Below are 21,192 nucleotides of genomic sequence, written 5' to 3' on the forward strand. Positions count from 1 at the left end.
ATTAGAAGTGACCATAACCTAAATCAGTGCAAATGGTTGCATGACCATCGTCAACTAATAGAAGTATTTCTGAGTTGGAATTTAATCGCCCTATTCGCGTCACTGGCGTATTCGTTTCGCTTCCTAATGCAATAATTTGTTCGCGTTTTGCAACCGGTGCTGTGAACAGAAGTTCATAATCATCCCCGCCCTGAAAGGCCAGCTCGAAGGACGCTTCTCGGCCAAAACGCGCAATCGTAAGCGGATTTATCGGTAATAACTGAACATCGAGTTCGGCACCTAAGTCAGAGGACTTCAGAATGTGGCGAATATCACCAGCAACTCCGTCCGATAGATCGAGACAACTGGTTGCGATACCCTTTGCTAGGCCTTGGCCAAAGGCCAATCTACAGGGCGGCTGCCAATACACGGAATGTAGCTCAGAGAGTTCGCCCACTAGCGAAGATTCTATATCTTCTAATGCTGCTGCACTGCCACCCAAGCTACCCGTCACCCAAAGGTCATCATCGTCTTTCGCGCCACTTCGGCGAAGTGCACGACCCTTTTGTACCCGTCCCATAGCAGTCACCGAGAAACTTCGCGGACCCTGAACGGTGTCGCCACCGATAATAGGGGTCTGATAACGATCGATACCCGCTGCGACACCCTTGGCAAGCCTGCGAGCCACTTCCACATCGAGACTAGGCGTGGTGACGGAGAGCGTAAAACCTAGAGGCTGAGCACCCATAGCCGCTAGATCACTCACCGCGCAGCCAATGGCTCGGGAAACTACCAGCGCGTCATCGGCACCAACAGGAAAGTGTCTAGATTCCACTTGGGTATCCGTGGAGACAACAAGCTCTTCATTTGAATCCAAACAAAGAACCGCTGCGTCGTCACCGATGCCTAGCGTGATACGCTCATCAGTCCGACCCAGCGGCTTCATGAATTCCTCTATGAAAGAGAACTCTCTCATAGATTATTTAGCCCGAACCTCCGCCATTCGAAACTTGGCGGCAGCTTTATCGAGAACACCATTCACGTATTTAAACGAGTCCGTTGCTCCGAAGGTTTTGGCTAAGTTAACCGATTCATTGATAACAACCTTGTAGGGCACATCAATGCAGTGCTGCAATTCAAAGAAGCCCATGCGCAGCACCGAAATCGCAACGGGGTCGAGCTCTGAAAAAGCACGATCCAGATACGGTTCGATTGCAGCCTGTAAGGCGATCTTTTCGCGCGCCACACCATTAAGTACTTTCGAAAAGAACTCGGTGTCCACGGGAGTCATATCATTATCGACATGAAACTGAGCTTCAATTTCAGTTGAAGGTGTACCAGTAAGTTGCCACTGGTACAGTGCTTGAACTAAAAGTTTGCGCGCCTTGCGACGCGCTGAGGGAGTTGTTGCCATAATATTTTTACAACTGTTTAAGTAGAGAAACCATTTCAAGAGCCGTTACTGCCGCCTCTTCACCTTTATTACCAGCTTTGGTGCCAGCACGTTCGATTGCTTGTTCGATAGTGTCTACGGTGAGGACACCGAAAGTCACAGGCAACGTTGCATCCAAACTAACCGTAGATAAGCCCTTCACACATTCGCCGGAAACGTATTCAAAGTGTGGCGTACCGCCACGAATTACCGCACCCAATGCAATGATTGCATCGTACTTACCCGCTGCAGCAACCTTCTTAACGACCACCGGCAATTCAAAGGCACCCGGTACTCGGATAATAGTAATATCATCTTCGGTAACGCCGTGACGACGCAGACAACCCATAGCACCTTCAAGTAGCGATTCAACAACAAACTCATTCCAACGTGCTACCACGATGGCGAACTTTCCGCCGCTTACTAAATTACCTTCTATTGTTTTCATAGACTTGCTTCCCCTCAGTTTAGTCGGCTTGGCATGGAATGTACTCGGTGACTTCAAGCCCCCATCCCGACAATGCGTTAAATTTGATTGGCGCGCTCATTAAGCGCATCTGTGAAATCCCTAAATCCTTAAGGATTTGCGAGCCCGTGCCTACTTCGCGGTACCCTTTGATGTTATCAGCGGCCAGTGCTGAAGGCGCTTTGCCTTCGGCCACTAGGTCAATATCAAGATCCAGTTCATTGAAGGCTTCATCATGGCAAAGCACAACTAAGACACCCTGACCTTCCTTGGCGATACGGCGCATGGCTCGTTTCACGGTCCAATGGCGATAGGGATCGCTCTCATGCTGAATGCCGAACATATCGCGAACACGAGTAGTGACGTGTACACGAACTAAATTAGGTTCGTCTTCGTTGACTTCACCTTTGATGAACACCAAGTGGTTTTCGTCACGAGCGCTATCACGATACGTCTTCAGTTCGAAATCACCATACTGTGTCATTACTCGGCGTGACTGAACACACTCTACCGTCTGCTCCGTTGAAGCGCGGTAGTGAATGAGGTCAGCAATCGTACCCATTTTAATATTGTGTTCTTTGGCAAAGATCTCAAGATCATCACGGCGAGCCATAGTACCGTCTTCGTTCATGATTTCAACAATCACTGATGACGGCTCATAGCCTGCTAAACGCGCTAAGTCAGAACCCGCTTCAGTGTGACCTGCTCGGCTTAAAACACCACCTGGCTGCGCTCGCAGCGGAAAAATATGTCCCGGTTGGACAATGTCTTTGGCAATCGCATTACGCGCCACTGCAGCACGAACTGTGTGGGCGCGATCTGCAGCTGAAATACCCGTAGTAACGCCTTCAGCCGCCTCAATCGAGACGGTAAAGTTGGTGGTGTGCTGAGCGCGATTGTCCGAAACCATTAATGGCAAATTCAGTAACTCGCAGCGCTCATTGGTTAAGGTCATACAAATTAACCCACGCGCATGCGTTGCCATGAAGTTAATGTCCTCAGGACGAATTTGCTCACTCGCAATAATTAGATCGCCTTCATTTTCGCGATCTTCGTCATCCATAAGAATAACCATTTTCCCCTGACGAATATCTTCAATCAGTTCAGGTACAGTGCTCATTGGCATGTTAGTCACAACCTCAATTTTTAATAAAGCCAGCGTGGCGTAAGCTATCTAGCGTGACACCACTACTACGATTTTGTTCCTGCGGGCTTAATAATAGACGCTCTAAATAGCGTGCAATCATATCTACCTCAATATTTACCAGATCACCCACTTGATAGCTGGCGATCTGGGTTTTCTCAGCAGTGTGCGGCACGATGGTTAACCGACATTGATACTCGGAGACATCGTTAACCGTCAGGCTTACACCGTCTACACAAATGGAACCCTTGTGGGCAACGTATCGAACAAGCTCAGCCGGCAAACTCAAGTGATAATCCCAAGCCCGACCATCGCGATTGATATCGACGATCTTAGCCGTGCCATCGACGTGCCCAGATACGATGTGACCACCGAATCGAGTGGTGGGTAACATGGCTTTTTCTAGGTTCACTTTAGTTCCGATTGCCAACTTAGCTAGGGTACTTAGCGCCAGTGTTTCGTTCGACACATCCGCGCTAAAGTAGTCACTTCCGAAATCAACGACTGTCAGACAAACACCATTCGTTGCAATGCTGTCACCTAAGCTTACGTCAGAGAAATCTAGTGTACTCGAACGAATTCTTAGACGAGCATCACCGCCGCGACTTTGACGTTGTTCAATTACTCCATCTGCTTCTACTAGACCGGTAAACATACGGCTCCCTCGGCAAGTTGGATTCCAAAACGCAGATCATCCCCTATTGTGCGCACTTCCGCTATATCGAGATTTACTGACTCCGACATTTTTTCGAACGGCAAACGCAACAGCGGGTTGGCGCTGGAGCCCATTAACTTAGGGGCCATGTACAGATACCAATAGTCCACCAAACCGGCTGCAAGGAACGCCCCTGACAGAGTCGGACCTGCTTCCACCAGTACTTGATTACACTGACGGCCAGCTAATAGTTGCAATACCTCTACTAACGGCAAGCGACCATTTTCTAGCGGCAAACGAATATGTTCGATATTGGGGATAGTTCGGTCCACGTCTGCTCCGGTAACCCAAAGCGTGGGCGCTTCACTGCGGCAAATCGCTGCATCCGCCGACAAACGACCGTGTGAATCCAAAACAACACGCAATGGTGGGTTGGCCATTAACCAATCTAAGCTGCGGGCATCAACCGCTAATTCCTCTGCCCGTAAGGTGAGACGGGAATCATCCTGAAGAACCGAATCTACTCCGGTAATGATCGCGGAGCTTAAGGCGCGAATCTTTTGCACATCACCGCGGGCAGCGGGTCCAGTAATCCATTTTGATTCCCCTGAAGCCATGGCAGTACGACCATCAACCGAGGAAGCCGACTTCATGACCACATAGGGTAACTGACAGCGTGCACGCTTCAGAAAGCCTGGATTGATTGCCTCGGCTTGAGCTTGCATCAGCGGCCCATCCACTTGAACCCCCGCCGCTCGAAGCTTATCTAGCCCAGCTCCAGCCACCTTTGCATAGGGATCAACACCGGCAAATACCACTCGACTGACGCCAGCATCAATGAGCGCATCGGCGCAGGGCGAGGTTCTACCAGTATGACTACAGGGCTCAAGACTTACGTAGGCGGTAGCTCCGCGAGCTCGATAGCCGGCTTCAGCTAAGGCCATGCGTTCTGCATGGAATCCGCCTGCGGGTTGAGTGTGACCTTCAGCAACCACTTCGTCATCACGCACCAGCACACAACCCACGGAAGGGTTTGGTCGAGTAATGAAACGCCCTTGACGTGCCACCTGAATCGCACGCGACATAAAGTTATGATCTGCGGTATTCATCACTACTTGACCAGTTCTGCTCGTTTAAGCTCGTCGAGCTCAGCCTGGAACTCGTCAATATTCTGGAAGCTTAAATAAACCGATGCGTAGCGGATATAGGCCACCTTATCCAGCTTTTTGAGCTCATGCATCACACGCTCGCCAATACGGATAGATTGCAATTCACGCTCACCAGTAGCCTGAAGAAAGTGTTTGATATTATTGATGGCGGTTTCAATATCTTCGGTCGCGACGGGTCTTTTCTCTAGCGCCCGCATCATTCCAGCACGAAGTTTTAGCTCATCAAAGGGCTGACGAGAACCATCTTGTTTCACCACGCTAGGCATAAGCAGCTCAGCGGTTTCGTAGGAAGTAAATCGATCATGGCACGACATGCATTCGCGACGACGGCGAACTTGATCACCCTCGGCAACTAAGCGCGAATCAACAACTTTTGTTTCCTCTGCTTTGCAAAATGGACAACGCATGTGTGTACCCTAACGATTTATAAAGAACAGCGCGCATTGTAGCACAGATTTTAATCAGGCAAAGCCCCGTGAACACTGGCTCCAGAAACAACAAACCCCATCATTTATGACGGGGTTTGTTAGCAGCGCCAAGCACTCGAAGGCAGCGCAGTACTGCCTGAACCGAATCGTTAGTCAGCGTAAACTGGGAATCGCGCGCAAAGCGCCTTCACCTTTTCGCGAACTTCAGGAATAACGGATTCGGAGGTACCTTGCTCTAGTGAGTCCAGTACATCAACAATCCAGTTACTCAGCTCAGCCGTTTCCTGCTCCTTGAAACCACGCGTAGTAATTGCTGGCGTACCAAGACGAAGTCCCGAGGTCACAAACGGTGAACGCGGATCATTCGGTACCGAGTTCTTATTTACCGTGATGAAGGCTTCACCCAATGCAGCATCGGCATCTTTACCGGTGTACTCTTTGCCAATAAGGTCAACCAGCAGAAGATGGTTTTGGGTGCCACCCGACACAATCTTAATGCCGCGTTCTTGAATCGTCTCCGCCATCACTTTGGCATTGATCATCACTTGTTTTTGGTAAGCTTTGTAGTCGTCACCCATTGCCTCTTTAAAGCAAATAGCTTTGGCTGCAATCACGTGCATTAATGGGCCACCCTGTCCGCCTGGGAAAACCGCTGAGTTAAACTTCTTCTCAAGTTCAGCGTTAGCACGTGCGAGAATCAACCCACCACGAGGGCCCCGCAACGTTTTGTGGGTCGTTGTGGTAACAACATCGGCAAACGGAACTGGGTTAGGGTAAACGCCTGCGGCGATGAGACCAGCAACATGTGCCATATCAACGAAGAGGTACGCGCCAACTTTATCAGCGATTTCACGGAATTTCGCCCAGTCAACCACACCAGAGTAAGCTGAGAAACCAGCGATAATCATCTTCGGTTTGTGCTCTATTGCCAAAGCCTCAACCTCAGCGTAATCTATTTCTCCAGAGGTTGGACTTAGACCGTACTGAACGGCGTTGTAGATTTTGCCTGAAAAGTTAACGCTCGAACCGTGAGTCAGGTGGCCGCCATGAGCCAAACTCATTCCTAGAACAGTATCTCCGGCGTTGAGTAATGCTTGAAATACTGCCGAATTTGCCTGGGAACCCGAGTGCGGCTGCACGTTCGCGTAATCGGCGCCGAATAATTGCTTGGCACGTTCAATCGCGAGATCCTCAGCAATATCAACAAATTCACAACCGCCGTAGTAACGTTTATGCGGGTAACCTTCAGCATACTTGTTGGTAAGCACAGAACCCTGAGCTTCCATTACACGTGGACTGGTGTAGTTTTCCGACGCGATCAATTCAATGTGATGTTCTTGACGCTCACGCTCTGACTCCATTGAGGCAAAGAGATCAGGATCGAAGTCGGCGATAGACATGGACTTTTTAAACATAATGTTTCCTCGTGTTTCGTATCGTAAACAAACTATCACATAGTCTACGTATAGTGAAGGTTGGCGTTAGTCTAAACTGAAGAAATTAAATGAACAAAGTAGGAGTGAATATGACCACAAAAAAAATACCCTCCACCATTGTCAGCCCAGAGGGCACACTGGAACATCTCTCTGCTATGGAGGTCGACGAGCTAACTAAAACGAAATTCGACCATCCTATCTATACCCTGTTTCGCCAGTGCGCCCTTGCGGTGCTTAACGCCGGTGCGCAAACGGATTCCGTCGAGGATCTTATGGCAGAGTTTGCGGACTTTGAGATCCACTTCGTTCGCCAAGATCGAGGGATTCGCCTCCATCTCATCAATGCACCAGGGGATGCCTTCGTGGACGGCAAAATGATCCACGGCGTAAGGAAGTTGCTGTTTTCCGTGTTGCGGGATGTCCTCTATGTACGCCACCAATTTGATCTCGAAGAACGCGCAGACAATATGGGCGAACTATTGAGCGACGGCGTTTACCGAGTCGTTCGTAACGCTGGGGTGCTTCGCACTGGAATGCAAGATGGACTTGTTGTTTGCTGGGGCGGTCACTCGATTGGCACCGAGGAATATAAGTTCTGTAAGCGAGTAGGCTACCAACTGGGGCTGCGCGATCTTGGGATTATCACCGGCTGTGGGCCCGGCGCGATGAAAGCGCCCATGAAGGGAGCGGCAATTGGCCATGCCAAGCAGCAACATGAACCTCGACGCTATATTGGCTTAACTGAAAACTCAATTATTGCGGCAGAACCACCGAATGCGATCGTGAATGAACTCGTGATCATGCCGGACATCGAGAAGCGCCTCGAGGCTTTTGTTCGAGTAGGCCACGGTTTGATTGTTTTCCCGGGAGGACCGGGAACCGCAGAGGAAATTCTTTATGCGCTGGCACTCAAGCTACACCCGAAAAATAAAGCATTACACCTCCCACTGATCTTTGCCGCCGGTGAGTCAAGTCGTGGCTACTTTGATGCCATGGATATTTTTCTTCGCAAGGCGCTCGGAGAGGATATTGCCCAGCACTATCGGCTGATTGTGGGTGACCCTGAAGCCATCGCTCGCGAGATGCGTGAAGCAGTAACGCAGGTGATGGATTACCGGTGTGAGCAAAACGACAGCTTCTCCTACAATTGGGGCCTGCATATTCCAGAGGACTTGCAAACTCCATTCATTGCCACCCACGACTCCATGGCACAGTTAGATTTACACCTGAGTCGCGAGCCCTACGAACTCGCCGTTGAGCTACGCCGAGTATTTTCCGGCGTCGTCTCGGGTAATATCAAAGAGGCTGGAATTCGTGCGGTACGAGATCACGGCCCATTCCAACTCAGTGGCGACCAAGCGCTAATGGACACTATTGATGAATTGTTACAGAGTATGGTTTCCGAGGGCCGTATGAAGATAGCGGGCGACTATATTCCCTGCTATGAAATTCGTAGCTAGTGATCCTAGGCTTTACCTGAGTATTGAATGACTCGTACAATCAACAGTCACTAAATTCGAGGACAGGCACTTGCTTGAAGAACTCAGTCAGCAGTTTGGCATGATGCAGGGGGCGGAGATTGTCGCCCTTATTTTGGCGATAGCCTATGTGATATTGGCAGCGCGAAAGAATCAGTGGTGCTGGCCCGCCGCAGCGATCTCAACGGCCATTTACACGGCGCTATTTTGGCATGTATCGCTGGTCTCTGAGTCGCTGTTAAACGGCTATTATTTGGTGATGGCTGCTTGGGGATGGTGGAATTGGCGCAGTGAAGAGGACCTCAGCTTCGTCTCGGAGCAGCGCTCGCTCAACTGGCATGGGGTCGCCATCTTAGTTTGCACAATTATAGCGCTAGCATGGGGCTATACCGCTGAGCGCTGGCTTGGTGCCGACTTAGCTTACTTCGATTCGGCCACCACAACCTTTGCGGTATTTGCTACGTGGATGTTAACCCAGAAGATTCGCGCTAATTGGCTCTATTGGATAGTGATTAACCTTGCCAGTATTGCACTCTACCAGGCCAAGGGGCTCTATATCACTAGTATTCTTATGATGATCTATACCGTCATGGCGGTTGTGGGTTGGTATAGTTGGAAACAGGACGATGACCGACACATCTCTGCAGCAAACGCTTAGGGCACTGCACCCCTCGCTGGCGAACTGCATCGTAGCGTTCACTCTGAGTGGCACTGCCAATAACGTTGCTAAGGTTCGTTCGGGGCGTCAGTCTCTGGCCGTCCGACGGATGTCACCCGTGCGTGATGCGGCTACCCCGCGTTCGGTGGAGCGGGAAATTTGGTTAACCCTACACCAGCAGAGCATTGCCCCAGAATTATTGCATTGGGATAGTGTCCATCAATTCTGTATTTCCAAGTGGATTGATGCAGATGGGGCACCGTCGTCGGCACAACTCGTGCCGTTGCTGGTGACGCTTCATACTTCGCCCGCACCGGATAGCTGCCCGCAGATTGATATACTACAAGGCATCAGGTTTTATTTAGACGAGTTAGCAATCCCTGTCAGCGACTTCTTACCGCATTTCCAACAGCTCTTGGCCACGCTTGAACTAAGCCAATTAAACACGGGACTTTGTCATAACGACCTAGTTGCTGGCAACCTCATCAACGATGGAAGTCAGCTATGGCTTATCGACTTTGAATACAGCGGGATCAATCACCCCTACTTCGACGTCTGTAGCGCCTGGATGACTTTTGTTGACCCGAAGGAAAGCCTAAACGACTTCGCGAAAGCGTATTTAACGGCGATTGAGAGGGAATTTAATGAGACTGAACACCAGGCTTTAGCATCCGCGTACGAGCTCAGCTTATGGCTTGGTTTGCTATGGGCGGCAGCGAAGCAGCCCGATTGGCGCAGTCAGTATGAGCAGCGGTTGAACAAGATTGACCACCCCGTAACTCAGTGGCTACTTGTTCAACTCGGCCAATAATTATCTAGTCTTCTGACGAAGCAGCTCTACCGCTAAAATGGCGCACTATTCCTGAAAAATCATCCGACATGGCCGTTTCGTTTTCAGCAACAAACTCCGCATACACGTCTTGGGCTCTTTGCCCCATTGGCGTAGTGGAATTCGACTGCTCAGCCAAAGCCAATGCCAATCCTAGATCCTTTTGCATTAGCGCAGTACCAAAGCCCCCTTGATAACCGTTTGCTGCAGGCACACCATCCATGACTCCCGGCCACGGATTGTATTTCTCTAATACCCAGCTATTACCTGAACTAGCCTTCATAATTTCAGAAAGCACTGCCGGATCTAAGCCATTGTCCACGCCAAAACTTAGCGCCTCAGAGGTCCCTGTCATCAGGACTGCCAGTAACATGTTATTGGCGATCTTAGCAATTTGACCAGCGCCAGCGGCTCCAGCGTGAAACACGTTAGCTCCCATCACTTGAAGCAGAGGTGTTGCACGCTTAAGCGCATCCTCATTACCGCCACAAATAAAACTCAACGTACCCGCTTTCGCTCCTGCAGTGCCTCCAGAAACCGGCGCATCTACCACGCTGACACCGAGTGCATCGCCGGCACTATGAAGATTTTTCGCCGCCTCCGCGCTAATGGTTGAGCAATCGATGACAAGCGTGTCCTTGGCCAGCGACTCCAGCAAACCTGAATCTAGATAAACTGATTGTACAGCGGCGTCGCTGGGCAACATGGTAATAATGGCATCGCAACCATCCAACGCCGCAAGCGCCGACGACGCCGTCTCTAGCCCCTGATTAGCTGCGCTCTCCAGTAACTCCTTACTCATATCCACCGCTACGACCTGCTGCCCAGATTTGTGCAGGTTAATCGCCATGGGAAGGCCCATGTTACCAATACCAATAAACAATACTTTCATGCTTTGAATACCCTTGCGTTAACTATTGGTCCACTGAGGTGCGCGTTTTTCAAGGAATGCGTTAACCCCCTCCGTGGTATCGGCCGAATCAAAAAGCTCTACGAAGGCTTCGCGCTCTTGGTAGAGGGCATCGCGCATTGAAGTATGTCGCGTAGCCTGAATTAGGGCTTTACTTGCGGCAACTGAAGTGGGACTTTGATTCGCAACTTGATCCGCGAGGTTCAACGCGGTCTCTAGCGCCGCGCCCTGGGCGACAACCTCTTCAACCAAGCCGATTTCAAGTGCCTTGTCCGCCTTGAGCCGTTCACCACAGAGAATCATACGTTTGGCCCAAGCCTCGCCCACAATCCGGGTCAGTGTTTGCGTGCCTAGTCCGCAAGGTAAAAGGCCAACTTTAGCTTCAGGCAAAGCAAGCTGAGCCTGTGCTTCAGCAATACGAATATCGCAGGCCATCGCTGCCTCGAGACCACCGCCCATGGCGTAGCCATTGATTGCCGCAATGGATACACCGCGGAAATTTGCCAAGGCCGTGAAGGCTCTGCCGAAACACGTTGCGAGTGTTGCGGCGATCCCTTTATCCCCGGATGCGAACATATTAAGGTCGGCCCCGGCCGAGAAGAATTTTTCGCCCTCACCTGTTAGTACTAAGGCATAGATGTCGCGATCATTATTTAACCCCTCAACTAACTCAGCCAGCAAATTCAAACTGGTCTCGGTCCAGGTATTTGCCGGCGGATTAGTAATGGTAAGTAGTGCGGTTGAACCGCGCTTTTCTAGGGTGATTCCACTCATAGCTGAAGTCCCTCACAGACTTGATCCATAAATAGGCGACGCGAGACAATGACACGCATCACCTCGTTAGTGCCTTCTAAAATCTGATGCACCCGCGTATCACGAACCATGCGCTCTAACGGGTATTCTTTAATATAGCCATAACCGCCGTGAAGCTGAAGCGCCTGATTACACACTTCAAAGCCCACATCGGTTGCGAACCGCTTCGCCATGGCGCAGTGCATAGCGGCATTTGCGTCGCCTGCATCAAGCTTAGCCGCAGCGTAGCGTACCAGTTGTCTGGCGGCGAGTAACTCCGTGGCCATATCGGCTAGACGAAATTGTAACGCCTGATTGGCAGCAATCGGCTTGCCAAACTGTTCACGCTCCTGGAGATATTGCTGACTTATTTCCAATGCCGCCTGAGCGGTACCGAGTGAACAGGTCGCAATGTTAATTCGCCCGCCATCTAAGCCCTTCATAGCGAACTTAAAACCATCACCTTCGTTACCCAAAAGGTGATCGGCTGGCACAAACACCTGGTCAAAAGTAATCATTCGGGTGGGCTGGCAATTCCACCCCATTTTCTCTTCTTTTTTGCCGTAGCTGATTCCTTCGCTTCGAGCTGGCACTACAAAGGCGCTCACACCGCCCGCACCTTTATCGCCCGTTCGCGCCATGACAATTAACACGTCAGTACTGCCTGCCCCCGAGATAAATACCTTGGCGCCTGAGAGTTGGTAGCCACCGGCCACTTTTTCGGCTTTAGTACGAAGTGAAGCCGCATCACTCCCGGCCCCCGGTTCAGTCAAACAATAGGAACCCAATAGCTCACCTTGCGTCATCGCTTCCCCGTAGGTTGTCTTGACGAGATCCGTACCCCAGGTTCCCAACATCCAAGCAGCCATGTTGTGAATCGTTAGATAGGCCGTGGTGGCAGTACAACCCTTAGAAAGCTGTTCGAAGATAAGGTGCGAATCAAGGCGGGACAGTGCTAAGCCACCTATATCCTCCGGCGCGTACAGACCACAAAAGCCTAACGCCGCTGCTTTGCGAATAGTTTCTACCGGAAAGTGAGAATCGCGATCCCACTCTGCCGCGAAGGGCGCCAGTTCGTCATTAGCGAAGTTATTCGCCAACTCCATAAATGCGCGCTGGTCATCTGATAAGCTAAAATCCATGATTCCTCCTTACTTCAGTGCAATCGTCATATTTGCGTCAATATGTTCACCGGCCTCAAACCAGCGAGAGGTTACTGTCTTGGTTTCGGTATAGAATCTAACGGCCTGTTTGCCATAGGCGTGTTGATCACCATAGAACGAACCTCGCCAACCTGTAAACGAAAAGAATGGCAATGGCACCGGAATCGGCACGTTTACGCCCACTTGACCAACTTTAATACGATGCTGGAAGTCACGCGCTGCATAGCCGCTGGCAGTAAAGATAGAAGTACCATTACCAAACGGATTACCGTTGATCATCGCCACTGCCTCATTGAGATCTTTCGCCTCGACTAAGCAAAGGACTGGGCCAAAGATCTCCTGCTGATATACCGCCATATCCGGGGTCACATTGGCAAAGACAGTGGAACCCACCCAGTTACCCTCAGGATAGCCTGCTACTTCAACTTTCGTTCCGTCTACCAAGCAAGTAGCACCGTCAGCCTTAGCCTGGTCGATAATGCTGGCTACTCGGTCTCGTGCTTGCGGAGAAATGAGCGGGCCGAAATCGGCATTTTCATCGGTAAATGGACCCGGCTTTAATGTCGCCAGCTCCGCGGCAATATCATCCGCCCAGTTAGCCGCCTCGCCAACCAAAACCGCCACCGAAATTGCCATACAGCGCTGCCCTGCCGCGCCGCAAGCCGCTCCCTTGAGCGCGTTAATCACCTGTTGTTTATCCGCATCCGGCATCACGACCATATGATTCTTCGCGCCCGCAAAGGCTTGGCAGCGTTTCAGGTTATCAGTAGCAGTCCGATAGACATGCTGACCGACTGGTACCGAGCCGACGAAAGACACCCCAACAATATCAGGATGATGAAGCAGGAAATCTACCTGCTCCTTAGCACCGTGAACCACCTGAAGAACATCCTTGGGGAAGCCCGCCTCGAGGAATAATTCCGCCAGACGGTTAGGGGTTAGCGGATCCTGCTCGGACGGCTTCAAAATGAAGGTGTTACCACAGGCGATAGCCATCGGGAACATCCATAGCGGGATCATTGCCGGGAAGTTAAATGGCGTAATACCGGCAAACACACCCATAGGTTGAATCCAAGACGAGCAGTCAATGTTGCGGGCGACATTACCCACGGTCTCACCCATCATCAATGAGCTAATATTGCAGGCATGTTCCGCCACTTCAATGCCGCGCCAAACATCTCCCTTAGCATCCTCAAAGGTTTTACCGGTTTCCATCGCTAGTAAGGTAGCGAGCTCATCATGGTGTTCTTTTAATAGCGCTTGGTATTTCAACATCATACGGGCACGCTGTGGGACGGGTACATCCTTCCAGGATTCAAAAGCCTGCTGAGCTGAAGTTACCGCCGCCGTCATCTCGTCATGGGTTGCACAGGGGGTTGAGGTCAACACTTCCTGAGTGGCCGGATTCGTCACTGGAATCGAAACAAGTGCCGCTGACTTTGCCCAACTACCATCAATGAGCTGTGGAACTTGGTTTGGGATAAAGCCCGAAACCTGAGACACGCGTTCCTGTATAGATATCGCCATTAAAACTTCCTTTATTCTTATAGATTGGTTTATTTGGATATTAAATATAGAATAGCGCGAATTTATCGCATATTTATTTCTAATTCATTCAGTAAGTTTCATTATTAAACCATGTAAAATGATTTTTAGGGCCATTTTAGCTTGAGATATGCCATGAATTGAATAATCCTGTGAATAGTCTATTCAAACGCCCTCTGCGCAAGTTGCTCAGAGGTCTCGGTCGAGAGGTTTTTGCAGGAAGAAAAAAAGCCTGAGATTGGAGATGTGAGTTTAGGATCAGAAATTAAAGCTCTGCAAAGCGCAACTTAGCTCCCGCTGCTCGAGGACTTGGCGTCACGTTAGTGGCCACGATCCCCCGGCGAATATTAGGAGGGATAATTAGCGCTTTCGATTGGTAAGAAGTGTTGCTAACGAAGCTGAGACAGACTCAACGAAAGGAAACCGCTGCGCCTGCCAAAGTGGGAGATGTTGAGTTTTGCAGCGTTCTAAGCAGCTACGAGTCGATTTTTGCGCTGACTATAATCTGCGACTAGTTCATCAATACTCGTTTGTTCATAAGCTCTTAGACCGCTTAACACCATCTGTTTTTCGCCACGACCGACTACTCGTTGACCGTCAACAAATTCAAATTTCAAGCGCACATTGCCACGCTTGCCCATTACGTCTAATTCAGAGCCACTCATGCGAAGAGCGAGTGAATTAAAGTTCAGATCGTCAAAGCGAATCTTCATGTCAGTATACATCACGATGGGGCGATCAGGATTAATCATCACCTGATGCTCAGCCATAAGTGGCACGAGAATATGCGGAAAGCTCTCACCGGAAAAAGCGACATATGCTGCAGTAAGCTGGTCAATCAGCTTAGGGCTGGTCAAGCCGTCATTTGAGTGTTCTATATTCAAACAGGGTTTACCATTTTCATCTACTAAGGATGATTTTCGGACACACTCAGTCGCCACCGTTAGGCGTGTTTGATCAGTGACCATACCTGCGAAATTCACATCAAGCTCGCGACAAATACCCACTTGGGACAGCAATACCGAAAACAGTAGATCCCCAGGAATGCAAAAACGCTTAGCATCAACATCATGAATAGGATTGAAATCATTCGCTATGTCTTTAGCAAATTCACTTCCTTGCTCACGGGTGAAGCTTAATACGCCATTAGATGACTGGAAAAAAGGTGTAACCAACATAAAACGATTCTCGGAAAGTCATAATACAAAAAGATGCCCAGCAAAACTGGGCAGTCACATTCTACGTTTATAGCCGTGACTTGCAAGTCATATCCGTATAACTCACCAGTCACTAGGCACTACTACTATTAATCCGAGGCGTTTAGATTCCCTCTAGAAACGCGATATCGACGACTTAATTCCGTCGCTGTTGGCGTGGTAACGTGGGTACCCGAGATTACAACCTGCTCAAGGTTACCGTCAATTTCCACAATACCGGGTACGGGCGATGGTAGGAGTCCGCCACCTGGGACATACTCAAAACGGTCATTGCCGGGAATGAAGTCGTTATTGCTCACTCCGTTACCATCAGAGATGCGAACTGCGTAAGAACGTGCAGTACCAAGCGAATCACAGGAACCGGCTCCAGCTGGCTCATGGGTGTTAAAGTAAGTGACCCCTGACAGCGTAACAGCATTACTAATCACTTTTTCTCCGGCAGCCATATCGAAATACCAGCCCTCCATCGATTCATTCACGGTTGAGGCTGTCGAGGTAATATCTGATAAATCCGACTTAAAGATCGCCCCATCGAAGGACGTGTCGTCACCAGTTTGATTTGGAATCGCCCCTGAACCGCCTCCTGGGCTGGATGGAGACTCATCTGAATCTTCGAACATGTAGAACGAGTAAGTAGCGCTAGTGTCGAACGGGTCCTCTCGGTCCCCTGAGCCAATTAATACTGAATCGTAGCCCATCTGCAATGGATTCGCGGCATTAGGATCATCCACTGCATCCACAACATCTGGTGGATATAGAAACTTCTGATCGTGCCCTACCGTGCCTAATACACTGACTTCCCAAGGCGTAGTACTGCCTACACCTTGGCTAACTCCTCCATCAATTAAATCTGCTAGATTCACTCGCCAAACATGACCACCCGTATCGCCTACATAAATCCTATCAGCCGAGCCGTTGCGATCACGGTCAATGATCGTTAGATCCGATGGAATACTCCATTTCATATGGTTGTGTTGAATAAAGGTGGCCGAAGCAGGGAAATCAGCAGGCTCATTGCTGCCTATAAATGCCACGATTTCTCCTGTCAGAGCGTCTAATGCATAAATTCCCGCTCCCATGCTGTAGCCTGGGTTATCATCGTTGCGACTGACGCCACTGTCATCAACCGCAGATTCATAACCCGCTCCGAAGAAGATCAGGAGTTTTTCCTCTTCACGATAGCCGGCGGTAACACTCGCATCGGTAATACGATTAGTCACAACTGCTGGAATGGGTTTCGACCAGGTTTCGCCTAGCTCGCTAAAACCGTCATCCTTAGTTACGGAGCGGTCATCGTAAGAACGTTTCCAGAGTAGTCGAGGGGAGTCTGGGTTATTAACGTCAAGCGCGTACAAGAATCTTCCGCCTCGTCGCATGCCTAAATATAGGTTAACCGTATCGCCAATATTTCCCAATGAGCCGAAACCTGATTCACCGCTGACTTGGGCATCATTGGTATATACCCCAATGCCACCATCTACGAAATAGGGCTTATCGGCACCAATCTTTCCGAACGAAGACGTAACATGTCCTTCTTCTGCGGCAGCGTCACTCGCGTCGTATTTAAGCTGAGCAAGTTCACCTAAATGCTCAGGCAAGGTTAATCCCCAAAGTTCGTTGCCTCGATGATCCCCCGCATCGTTTCCAGGACCACCCTGAGCAGCTCTGAAAAGTCCATCATTTGAACCGTAAAACACCACGATAGTGTCATCATTGCCATAGCTGTTGAAGTTTACAATTGCCGGCTGCGAGTGGATTACATCACCGTGGACGTATGGGCGCATGTCAGAATTTGAGCCATTATCATTTTCATCATAAACATCGTTGCCCGACAGCCAACTATAGAGTGACGCATCAATTTCAGCACTGAGTGCGGTGCCTAGAGTACCGCTGGTATCACTCGTAAAGGTCACTAAATCTCTCACTGCAGCGGAAGCGCTACGGATACGTTGCGCCACTCCGCCCTTTTCAACAACCTCTCCATCCGGGGCATCAGAACCAGACGGTATAGTCCCGCGAGGATCATAATCCCAATAAGTTGAATCAACACTCCAAAAGCTATTAGCTGTGGCATTAATAAACCCAGATGCAGTATTCTCCGCTGCTAGGCCGTTCTTGTCCTCGAGTTGAACTTCGTTAGTGTTTGGATCAACGCCCAAGGTATACATCTTGAGATTACCCGGCCATAGAGGCCGGTTGTAGGTATCAGGACGAAAAACCCCAATGTAGACCTGATTCAAGTTTGTGCCACGAACGTTTACCGAAACCGGCAGCGCCGTCGCCGCAAAGGCCGTGTTAATCGCCAAGATCTCGTTGAGAATATCTTTAATGGCCTCAGTCAGCTCGTTGGCGTTTTCGGCTGTGTAATATCCAGCCTGCCCAACACTTTCAAGAAAACCTCGCTCATCGGCAGTTGTTGGGTCTTGACCCTTTGCGTCCGGGTTGTAGACATCGATAACAAAGGTTTCGACGTTCTGATTTCCGTCTTGCGTGGCATCCGTATCGATATTCGCCAAATATCTAGACCACTCATCAGCCCAGCTAGACTCATACTTATTGTTATCTAAATCAATGATAGAGGTATCACCGCCAGCGCTAGCCAAAGCGAGCTCGGCACTTGTGTTCTCCCCTGAATCGGGGGAGCCGTTGCCAATTAACACAACATAGCTGTTACCGCAGTCACCGGCGGCCACCGGTGAGATATAATTGCCGCTACCATCTACGGCAGCAGTATCATGATTACCATCCTCTAAACCCGAATACGCTGACAACCCCATGTAGTAGCGATAGGCTTCATGGAGAGCCATCCCGTAAGGGGCGTTATTGGTCTTATCCAACAGGTAGTCATTATCATTACCGCTCGAATTCAGATAAAATAAATCACTGATAGCCAGCTGACTACCGGTTTTACTGTCAGCCTCTTTACGAACCAAATAGTCCTGCCATTCTATTCTTTGTGACGCAGTAAATTCTTCGACCGCACGCATAACCTTACCGCCACGCGGTGAGTTAGAATCTGAATAGAGCATTAAGCCTAAATTCATCGCATAGGTAGAGTCATTAGAATCTGCGGGGCAGTTTGGATCAGTCACTGCTCCGGAAGCGACACCATCGTCAGGAACAGCTAAACACGTTACCATGTTAAACAACGCATCATGTATGAGCATGTTCTTCGTTGGTGTCCGGGTGGCCACTCCGTTGGATTCGTCTCCCATCGAGGCATTCCAGTTCGCCGAATTATCAATCACGAATAAGACATTGGGCACACCGGCTGCACCAGCACCTGCCAAGAAAATATCGGTATCATGGGCAGCAGAAGAGCCAGCTACGGCTAAACCAACCGCAGCGGTTAGTTGAGATATTGTGACTGATAGTCGCTTAATTTTCATGAAATACTCCTAGGTACAACTGCCCGCTGTGAAGTTAAATTTTACCACTTGGCGATAACCTGATACGGCCGATGTAATAGTATCTACCACCGATACATCCACTTCCCAATAAACCGTTTCTGGGACAATGCTCTGCGTCAATGAATAACCTGCGGCGGCTTGTGCATGAACGCATACCGGAGTACCAACCGTTACGGTATAACCCGCCGTTAACTCCGCCGGGATGGTTAACGTGGTCGACGCTGAATTGACCAAATTATCGACATCACTTAACACGTACTCAATCACATTACGCGCAACCTGCTCAGTACTGAGTCGATCCTGGTGAGCAGTAATTAGCTGTGCGGAAGTCGTTGTCCGATATAAGAGCGAAACGGAAAGAAACGCCAACAGCACTACAATTACGAGTGCAGTAATTAACACCGCGCCACGTTGATTATTCATTGTCGCCTCATTGCAATATTCGTTAATTTAACGTTACCAACCACTAAGCGGCGCTTAAACTGATCAGAATAGGGTCCGAAATAACCGGCCTTGCCCATGAAGTAGCGCCGGGTGTCCGTTTGCTTTGCAACAGCCTCCTCTGAACGCAGTAACACATAAGCCTGGATGGCGGTGACATCTTGCCAGTCGGCCACCGTTGCTAATATTGAGACATATGCATCATCCGCACCGACCGAGGTATCACTGGGGGCCCCGTCGTTAGAGCGATCTACCCCGTAGTCAACTTCGAAGGCCTCAATATTTTCTACTAGCGGCTCAAGGACAAAGTTTGCACCTTCAAGCCGTAAACGTTTAAGTATTGAGTCGCTGGCGTCAACAAGGTAGATATTCACCAAGAAGGCACCTAAAGCCAACGGAGAGCCCGTGGCATAATCGTTTAGGTCGAAGTTGCTAGCATTGGCCCCACTATCTAGCACATAGTTGATGGGACTAGCCTGAAGATAGAAGGTATTGGAATCCAAAGTCACAGCATCTTCGGTTGAGCGGCGTGCGACGACAACGACATCGGTACCAGCTAAAACAGTGACACCCTGACAGGAAAAACCACTTGCGACATCGTTATAGCCGGAAATTGGGACGGCCATTTTCTGCTCTAAAGTCGCCACTGATGCAACCCAACTACTACTACACACGTCCGGCACAGCAGCAGGAGTCGCCGCCATATAGTCATCCAAACGAGCGAAATAGCCCGCCATTTCAAACTCTTCAGTAAACTGAGACGTTACAAATACACTATCTTCCAGTAATCGAGAACTTTCTCTGAGTTGCGCGTTAGTACTCAACCCTGAGATATAGACAGATACCACGGTGGTCATCAAGATAGCACCCAATGCCAAGGTGATTAACACTTCCACTAAGGTCAGACCTAACTGTTTTATTTTCATCCATCTAACTCCGCAAGGCGCACATAGAGGCGAACTGCTCGACGAAAGGTATCCGTGCCGTATAAACCATCACCGCAAGTTGCACTTGGGACGATGGTTGCCGAAGCACCTTGGTAAGCCACAACAATTTCATAAAAATCAGTAGATGAGACTAAGTTCCCACTCGCGTCGTAGGTCTCTGATGGGCCATAAACACAACCGCGAGCATCAACTAAACTTCCCACTGCTGTCGTACCATCTAGCTCCAACTGACCCTTTAAAGCGTTACTCCAACTTACCAAATCTCGTTCCGGCTGAGCTCGACTTGAAATGGTTCCAAAGGCGCCGCAAGTGATGGTTCCGCTATAGCCTGTTCCGACATATGCGGTCCCATTTGATGAAAACGCGTAACATCCAGCCACCTCGGCGTTACCTTGAATATACTCGGCCATGTTCTGCGCCAATCGAAGTGCCTCGTCACGTTGCAATACCTCAAGAGCTGCTAACTGACTTCTCCCCTGAAGGGCTACGAAGCCAAAAATAGCAACTGCGGTAACAAAAAGTGCCACGACAAATTCAATTAAGCTAAAGCCCCGTACATTTCTCATGTGCAAGAGTCTCCTGTACTTAACTCGACACCACCCGACAACTTCAAGGCAACGTGACTTGAGTTCAAACCGCTTGCGCTCGTAGAACAAATTTTAAAACTATCATTAGTCGCGCTCGCGTCACTCGCAACGTCACTTCTTCCATCACGTCCATAGACAACTTCTGTGACCGAAGCGGTGATAGTCACATTGCTGAATGCTTCACTTACAAAGAGACAGCTTGCTGCGGCAGTGGCTGCACTGCAGTCCGCGTAGCTGGTAGAATCGCTCGTTGCCACAAAGAAGCCTTTTCCCCAGTCGGAGCTCGCGCTCCCATTAGGCTTAATCCAAACATTTGCTCTGCGTTTAACCGCCTCTTGGCGAGCTATAGAAATACCGCTCTGAAGTTGTAGCGCTACGGTACGCTGCTGTGATTGAGCTGCCCATGATTGAAAATTAGGCAACGCGATAGATGCTACTATCCCTATAATTACGAGGATTATGAGCAATTCTACCAAAGTAAAACCACGATAAGAGGTCATGGGTAC

Annotated in this window: 21 protein-coding genes; 3 read left to right on the forward strand and 18 right to left on the reverse strand. The window is 49.7% G+C overall.

The window, feature by feature from the left end; translation table 11 throughout:
• Position 1: 1 nt before the first annotated feature.
• The 8 genes from thiL to glyA all read right to left on the reverse strand — a co-directional run bounded on the left by thiL (position 2) and on the right by glyA (position 6,688).
• Positions 2-955, reverse strand: a complete 954-nt coding sequence (gene thiL, locus Q0698_RS01110; RefSeq protein WP_298632884.1) for a thiamine-phosphate kinase — start codon at positions 953-955, stop codon at positions 2-4.
• A 3-nt stretch (positions 956-958) separates the two neighbouring features.
• On the reverse strand, positions 959-1,393 hold the full coding sequence (gene nusB / locus Q0698_RS01115) for a transcription antitermination factor NusB (RefSeq protein ID WP_298632886.1): 435 nt from the start codon (positions 1,391-1,393) through the stop codon (positions 959-961).
• A 7-nt stretch (positions 1,394-1,400) separates the two neighbouring features.
• Entirely contained in the window at positions 1,401-1,859 is a 459-nt protein-coding gene (ribE, locus tag Q0698_RS01120) for a 6,7-dimethyl-8-ribityllumazine synthase (RefSeq protein ID WP_298632888.1), read from the reverse strand.
• Between the two features lie 19 nt (positions 1,860-1,878).
• Entirely contained in the window at positions 1,879-3,003 is a 1,125-nt protein-coding gene (gene ribBA / locus Q0698_RS01125) for a bifunctional 3,4-dihydroxy-2-butanone-4-phosphate synthase/GTP cyclohydrolase II (RefSeq protein WP_298632890.1), read from the reverse strand.
• A 13-nt stretch (positions 3,004-3,016) separates the two neighbouring features.
• Positions 3,017-3,676, reverse strand: a complete 660-nt coding sequence (locus Q0698_RS01130; RefSeq protein WP_298632892.1) for a riboflavin synthase — start codon at positions 3,674-3,676, stop codon at positions 3,017-3,019.
• Positions 3,661-4,785, reverse strand: a complete 1,125-nt coding sequence (gene ribD, locus Q0698_RS01135) for a bifunctional diaminohydroxyphosphoribosylaminopyrimidine deaminase/5-amino-6-(5-phosphoribosylamino)uracil reductase RibD (RefSeq protein ID WP_366140241.1) — start codon at positions 4,783-4,785, stop codon at positions 3,661-3,663. The genes Q0698_RS01130 and ribD overlap by 16 nt, the downstream gene beginning before the upstream one ends.
• Before the next feature lie 2 nt (positions 4,786-4,787).
• Complete coding sequence (nrdR, locus tag Q0698_RS01140; protein ID WP_298632895.1) at positions 4,788-5,252, reverse strand: transcriptional regulator NrdR; 465 nt, start codon at positions 5,250-5,252, stop codon at positions 4,788-4,790.
• Positions 5,253-5,422: 170 nt separating this feature from the next.
• Positions 5,423-6,688, reverse strand: a complete 1,266-nt coding sequence (glyA, locus tag Q0698_RS01145; RefSeq protein WP_298632897.1) for a serine hydroxymethyltransferase — start codon at positions 6,686-6,688, stop codon at positions 5,423-5,425.
• 110 nt (positions 6,689-6,798) lie between these two features.
• On the opposite strand from glyA, the gene ppnN reads away from it, so the two are divergent.
• The 3 genes from ppnN to Q0698_RS01160 all read left to right on the forward strand — a co-directional run bounded on the left by ppnN (position 6,799) and on the right by Q0698_RS01160 (position 9,656).
• On the forward strand, positions 6,799-8,169 hold the full coding sequence (gene ppnN / locus Q0698_RS01150; RefSeq protein ID WP_298632898.1) for a nucleotide 5'-monophosphate nucleosidase PpnN: 1,371 nt from the start codon (positions 6,799-6,801) through the stop codon (positions 8,167-8,169).
• A gap of 70 nt (positions 8,170-8,239) precedes the next feature.
• Positions 8,240-8,845 carry a nicotinamide riboside transporter PnuC gene (gene pnuC / locus Q0698_RS01155; protein WP_298632900.1) on the forward strand — a complete coding sequence of 202 codons (606 nt, stop codon included), beginning with the start codon at positions 8,240-8,242 and terminating at the stop codon, positions 8,843-8,845.
• Positions 8,814-9,656, forward strand: a complete 843-nt coding sequence (locus tag Q0698_RS01160; protein WP_298632902.1) for a phosphotransferase — start codon at positions 8,814-8,816, stop codon at positions 9,654-9,656. Before pnuC ends, Q0698_RS01160 begins: the two co-directional genes overlap by 32 nt.
• 4 nt (positions 9,657-9,660) lie before the next feature.
• Here Q0698_RS01160 and mmsB read toward each other — a convergent pair whose 3' ends face one another.
• The 10 genes from mmsB to Q0698_RS01210 all read right to left on the reverse strand — a co-directional run bounded on the left by mmsB (position 9,661) and on the right by Q0698_RS01210 (position 21,186).
• On the reverse strand, positions 9,661-10,566 hold the full coding sequence (mmsB, locus tag Q0698_RS01165) for a 3-hydroxyisobutyrate dehydrogenase (protein ID WP_298632904.1): 906 nt from the start codon (positions 10,564-10,566) through the stop codon (positions 9,661-9,663).
• Positions 10,567-10,584: 18 nt separating this feature from the next.
• Positions 10,585-11,358, reverse strand: coding sequence for an enoyl-CoA hydratase (locus Q0698_RS01170; protein WP_298632905.1), 774 nt, complete (start codon positions 11,356-11,358; stop codon positions 10,585-10,587).
• Positions 11,355-12,518, reverse strand: coding sequence for an acyl-CoA dehydrogenase family protein (locus tag Q0698_RS01175; protein ID WP_298632907.1), 1,164 nt, complete (start codon positions 12,516-12,518; stop codon positions 11,355-11,357). Before Q0698_RS01175 ends, Q0698_RS01170 begins: the two co-directional genes overlap by 4 nt.
• A 9-nt stretch (positions 12,519-12,527) precedes the next feature.
• Complete coding sequence (locus Q0698_RS01180) at positions 12,528-14,066, reverse strand: CoA-acylating methylmalonate-semialdehyde dehydrogenase (RefSeq protein WP_298632909.1); 1,539 nt, start codon at positions 14,064-14,066, stop codon at positions 12,528-12,530.
• A 485-nt stretch (positions 14,067-14,551) separates the two neighbouring features.
• Positions 14,552-15,262, reverse strand: coding sequence for a DUF3581 family protein (locus Q0698_RS01185; protein WP_298632911.1), 711 nt, complete (start codon positions 15,260-15,262; stop codon positions 14,552-14,554).
• A 128-nt stretch (positions 15,263-15,390) separates the two neighbouring features.
• A complete protein-coding gene (locus tag Q0698_RS01190) occupies positions 15,391-18,690 on the reverse strand; it encodes a hypothetical protein (RefSeq protein ID WP_298632913.1) in 3,300 nt (1,099 codons plus the stop codon).
• Positions 18,691-18,699: 9 nt separating this feature from the next.
• A complete protein-coding gene (locus Q0698_RS01195; RefSeq protein ID WP_298632914.1) occupies positions 18,700-19,134 on the reverse strand; it encodes a hypothetical protein in 435 nt (144 codons plus the stop codon).
• Entirely contained in the window at positions 19,131-20,078 is a 948-nt protein-coding gene (locus Q0698_RS01200) for a PilW family protein (RefSeq protein ID WP_298632915.1), read from the reverse strand. The genes Q0698_RS01195 and Q0698_RS01200 overlap by 4 nt, the downstream gene beginning before the upstream one ends.
• Positions 20,075-20,665 carry a type IV pilus modification protein PilV gene (gene pilV / locus Q0698_RS01205; protein WP_298632917.1) on the reverse strand — a complete coding sequence of 197 codons (591 nt, stop codon included), beginning with the start codon at positions 20,663-20,665 and terminating at the stop codon, positions 20,075-20,077. The genes Q0698_RS01200 and pilV overlap by 4 nt, the downstream gene beginning before the upstream one ends.
• On the reverse strand, positions 20,662-21,186 hold the full coding sequence (locus tag Q0698_RS01210) for a GspH/FimT family pseudopilin (protein ID WP_298632919.1): 525 nt from the start codon (positions 21,184-21,186) through the stop codon (positions 20,662-20,664). Before Q0698_RS01210 ends, pilV begins: the two co-directional genes overlap by 4 nt.
• Positions 21,187-21,192: the final 6 nt, after the last annotated feature.

It is taken from the genome of uncultured Umboniibacter sp., assembly GCF_947497555.1.
Taxonomy (GTDB): Bacteria; Pseudomonadota; Gammaproteobacteria; order Pseudomonadales; family DSM-25080; genus Umboniibacter.

Excerpts from the sequence above, each read along its gene's own strand:
- thiL (WP_298632884.1), bottom strand. The coding sequence starts at position 955 with ATGAGAGAGTTCTCTTTCATAGAGGAATTCATGAAGCCGCTGGGTCGG.
- nusB (WP_298632886.1), bottom strand. The coding sequence starts at position 1,393 with ATGGCAACAACTCCCTCAGCGCGTCGCAAGGCGCGCAAACTTTTAGTT.
- ribE (WP_298632888.1), bottom strand. The coding sequence starts at position 1,859 with ATGAAAACAATAGAAGGTAATTTAGTAAGCGGCGGAAAGTTCGCCATC.
- ribBA (WP_298632890.1), bottom strand. The coding sequence starts at position 3,003 with ATGCCAATGAGCACTGTACCTGAACTGATTGAAGATATTCGTCAGGGG.
- Q0698_RS01130 (WP_298632892.1), bottom strand. The coding sequence starts at position 3,676 with ATGTTTACCGGTCTAGTAGAAGCAGATGGAGTAATTGAACAACGTCAA.
- ribD (WP_366140241.1), bottom strand. The coding sequence starts at position 4,785 with ATGAATACCGCAGATCATAACTTTATGTCGCGTGCGATTCAGGTGGCA.
- nrdR (WP_298632895.1), bottom strand. The coding sequence starts at position 5,252 with ATGCGTTGTCCATTTTGCAAAGCAGAGGAAACAAAAGTTGTTGATTCG.
- glyA (WP_298632897.1), bottom strand. The coding sequence starts at position 6,688 with ATGTTTAAAAAGTCCATGTCTATCGCCGACTTCGATCCTGATCTCTTT.
- ppnN (WP_298632898.1), top strand. The coding sequence starts at position 6,799 with ATGACCACAAAAAAAATACCCTCCACCATTGTCAGCCCAGAGGGCACA.
- Q0698_RS01160 (WP_298632902.1), top strand. The coding sequence starts at position 8,814 with ATGACCGACACATCTCTGCAGCAAACGCTTAGGGCACTGCACCCCTCG.
- mmsB (WP_298632904.1), bottom strand. The coding sequence starts at position 10,566 with ATGAAAGTATTGTTTATTGGTATTGGTAACATGGGCCTTCCCATGGCG.
- Q0698_RS01170 (WP_298632905.1), bottom strand. The coding sequence starts at position 11,358 with ATGAGTGGAATCACCCTAGAAAAGCGCGGTTCAACCGCACTACTTACC.
- Q0698_RS01175 (WP_298632907.1), bottom strand. The coding sequence starts at position 12,518 with ATGGATTTTAGCTTATCAGATGACCAGCGCGCATTTATGGAGTTGGCG.
- Q0698_RS01180 (WP_298632909.1), bottom strand. The coding sequence starts at position 14,066 with ATGGCGATATCTATACAGGAACGCGTGTCTCAGGTTTCGGGCTTTATC.
- Q0698_RS01185 (WP_298632911.1), bottom strand. The coding sequence starts at position 15,262 with ATGTTGGTTACACCTTTTTTCCAGTCATCTAATGGCGTATTAAGCTTC.
- Q0698_RS01190 (WP_298632913.1), bottom strand. The coding sequence starts at position 18,690 with ATGAAAATTAAGCGACTATCAGTCACAATATCTCAACTAACCGCTGCG.
- Q0698_RS01195 (WP_298632914.1), bottom strand. The coding sequence starts at position 19,134 with ATGAATAATCAACGTGGCGCGGTGTTAATTACTGCACTCGTAATTGTA.
- Q0698_RS01200 (WP_298632915.1), bottom strand. The coding sequence starts at position 20,078 with ATGAAAATAAAACAGTTAGGTCTGACCTTAGTGGAAGTGTTAATCACC.
- pilV (WP_298632917.1), bottom strand. The coding sequence starts at position 20,665 with ATGAGAAATGTACGGGGCTTTAGCTTAATTGAATTTGTCGTGGCACTT.
- Q0698_RS01210 (WP_298632919.1), bottom strand. The coding sequence starts at position 21,186 with ATGACCTCTTATCGTGGTTTTACTTTGGTAGAATTGCTCATAATCCTC.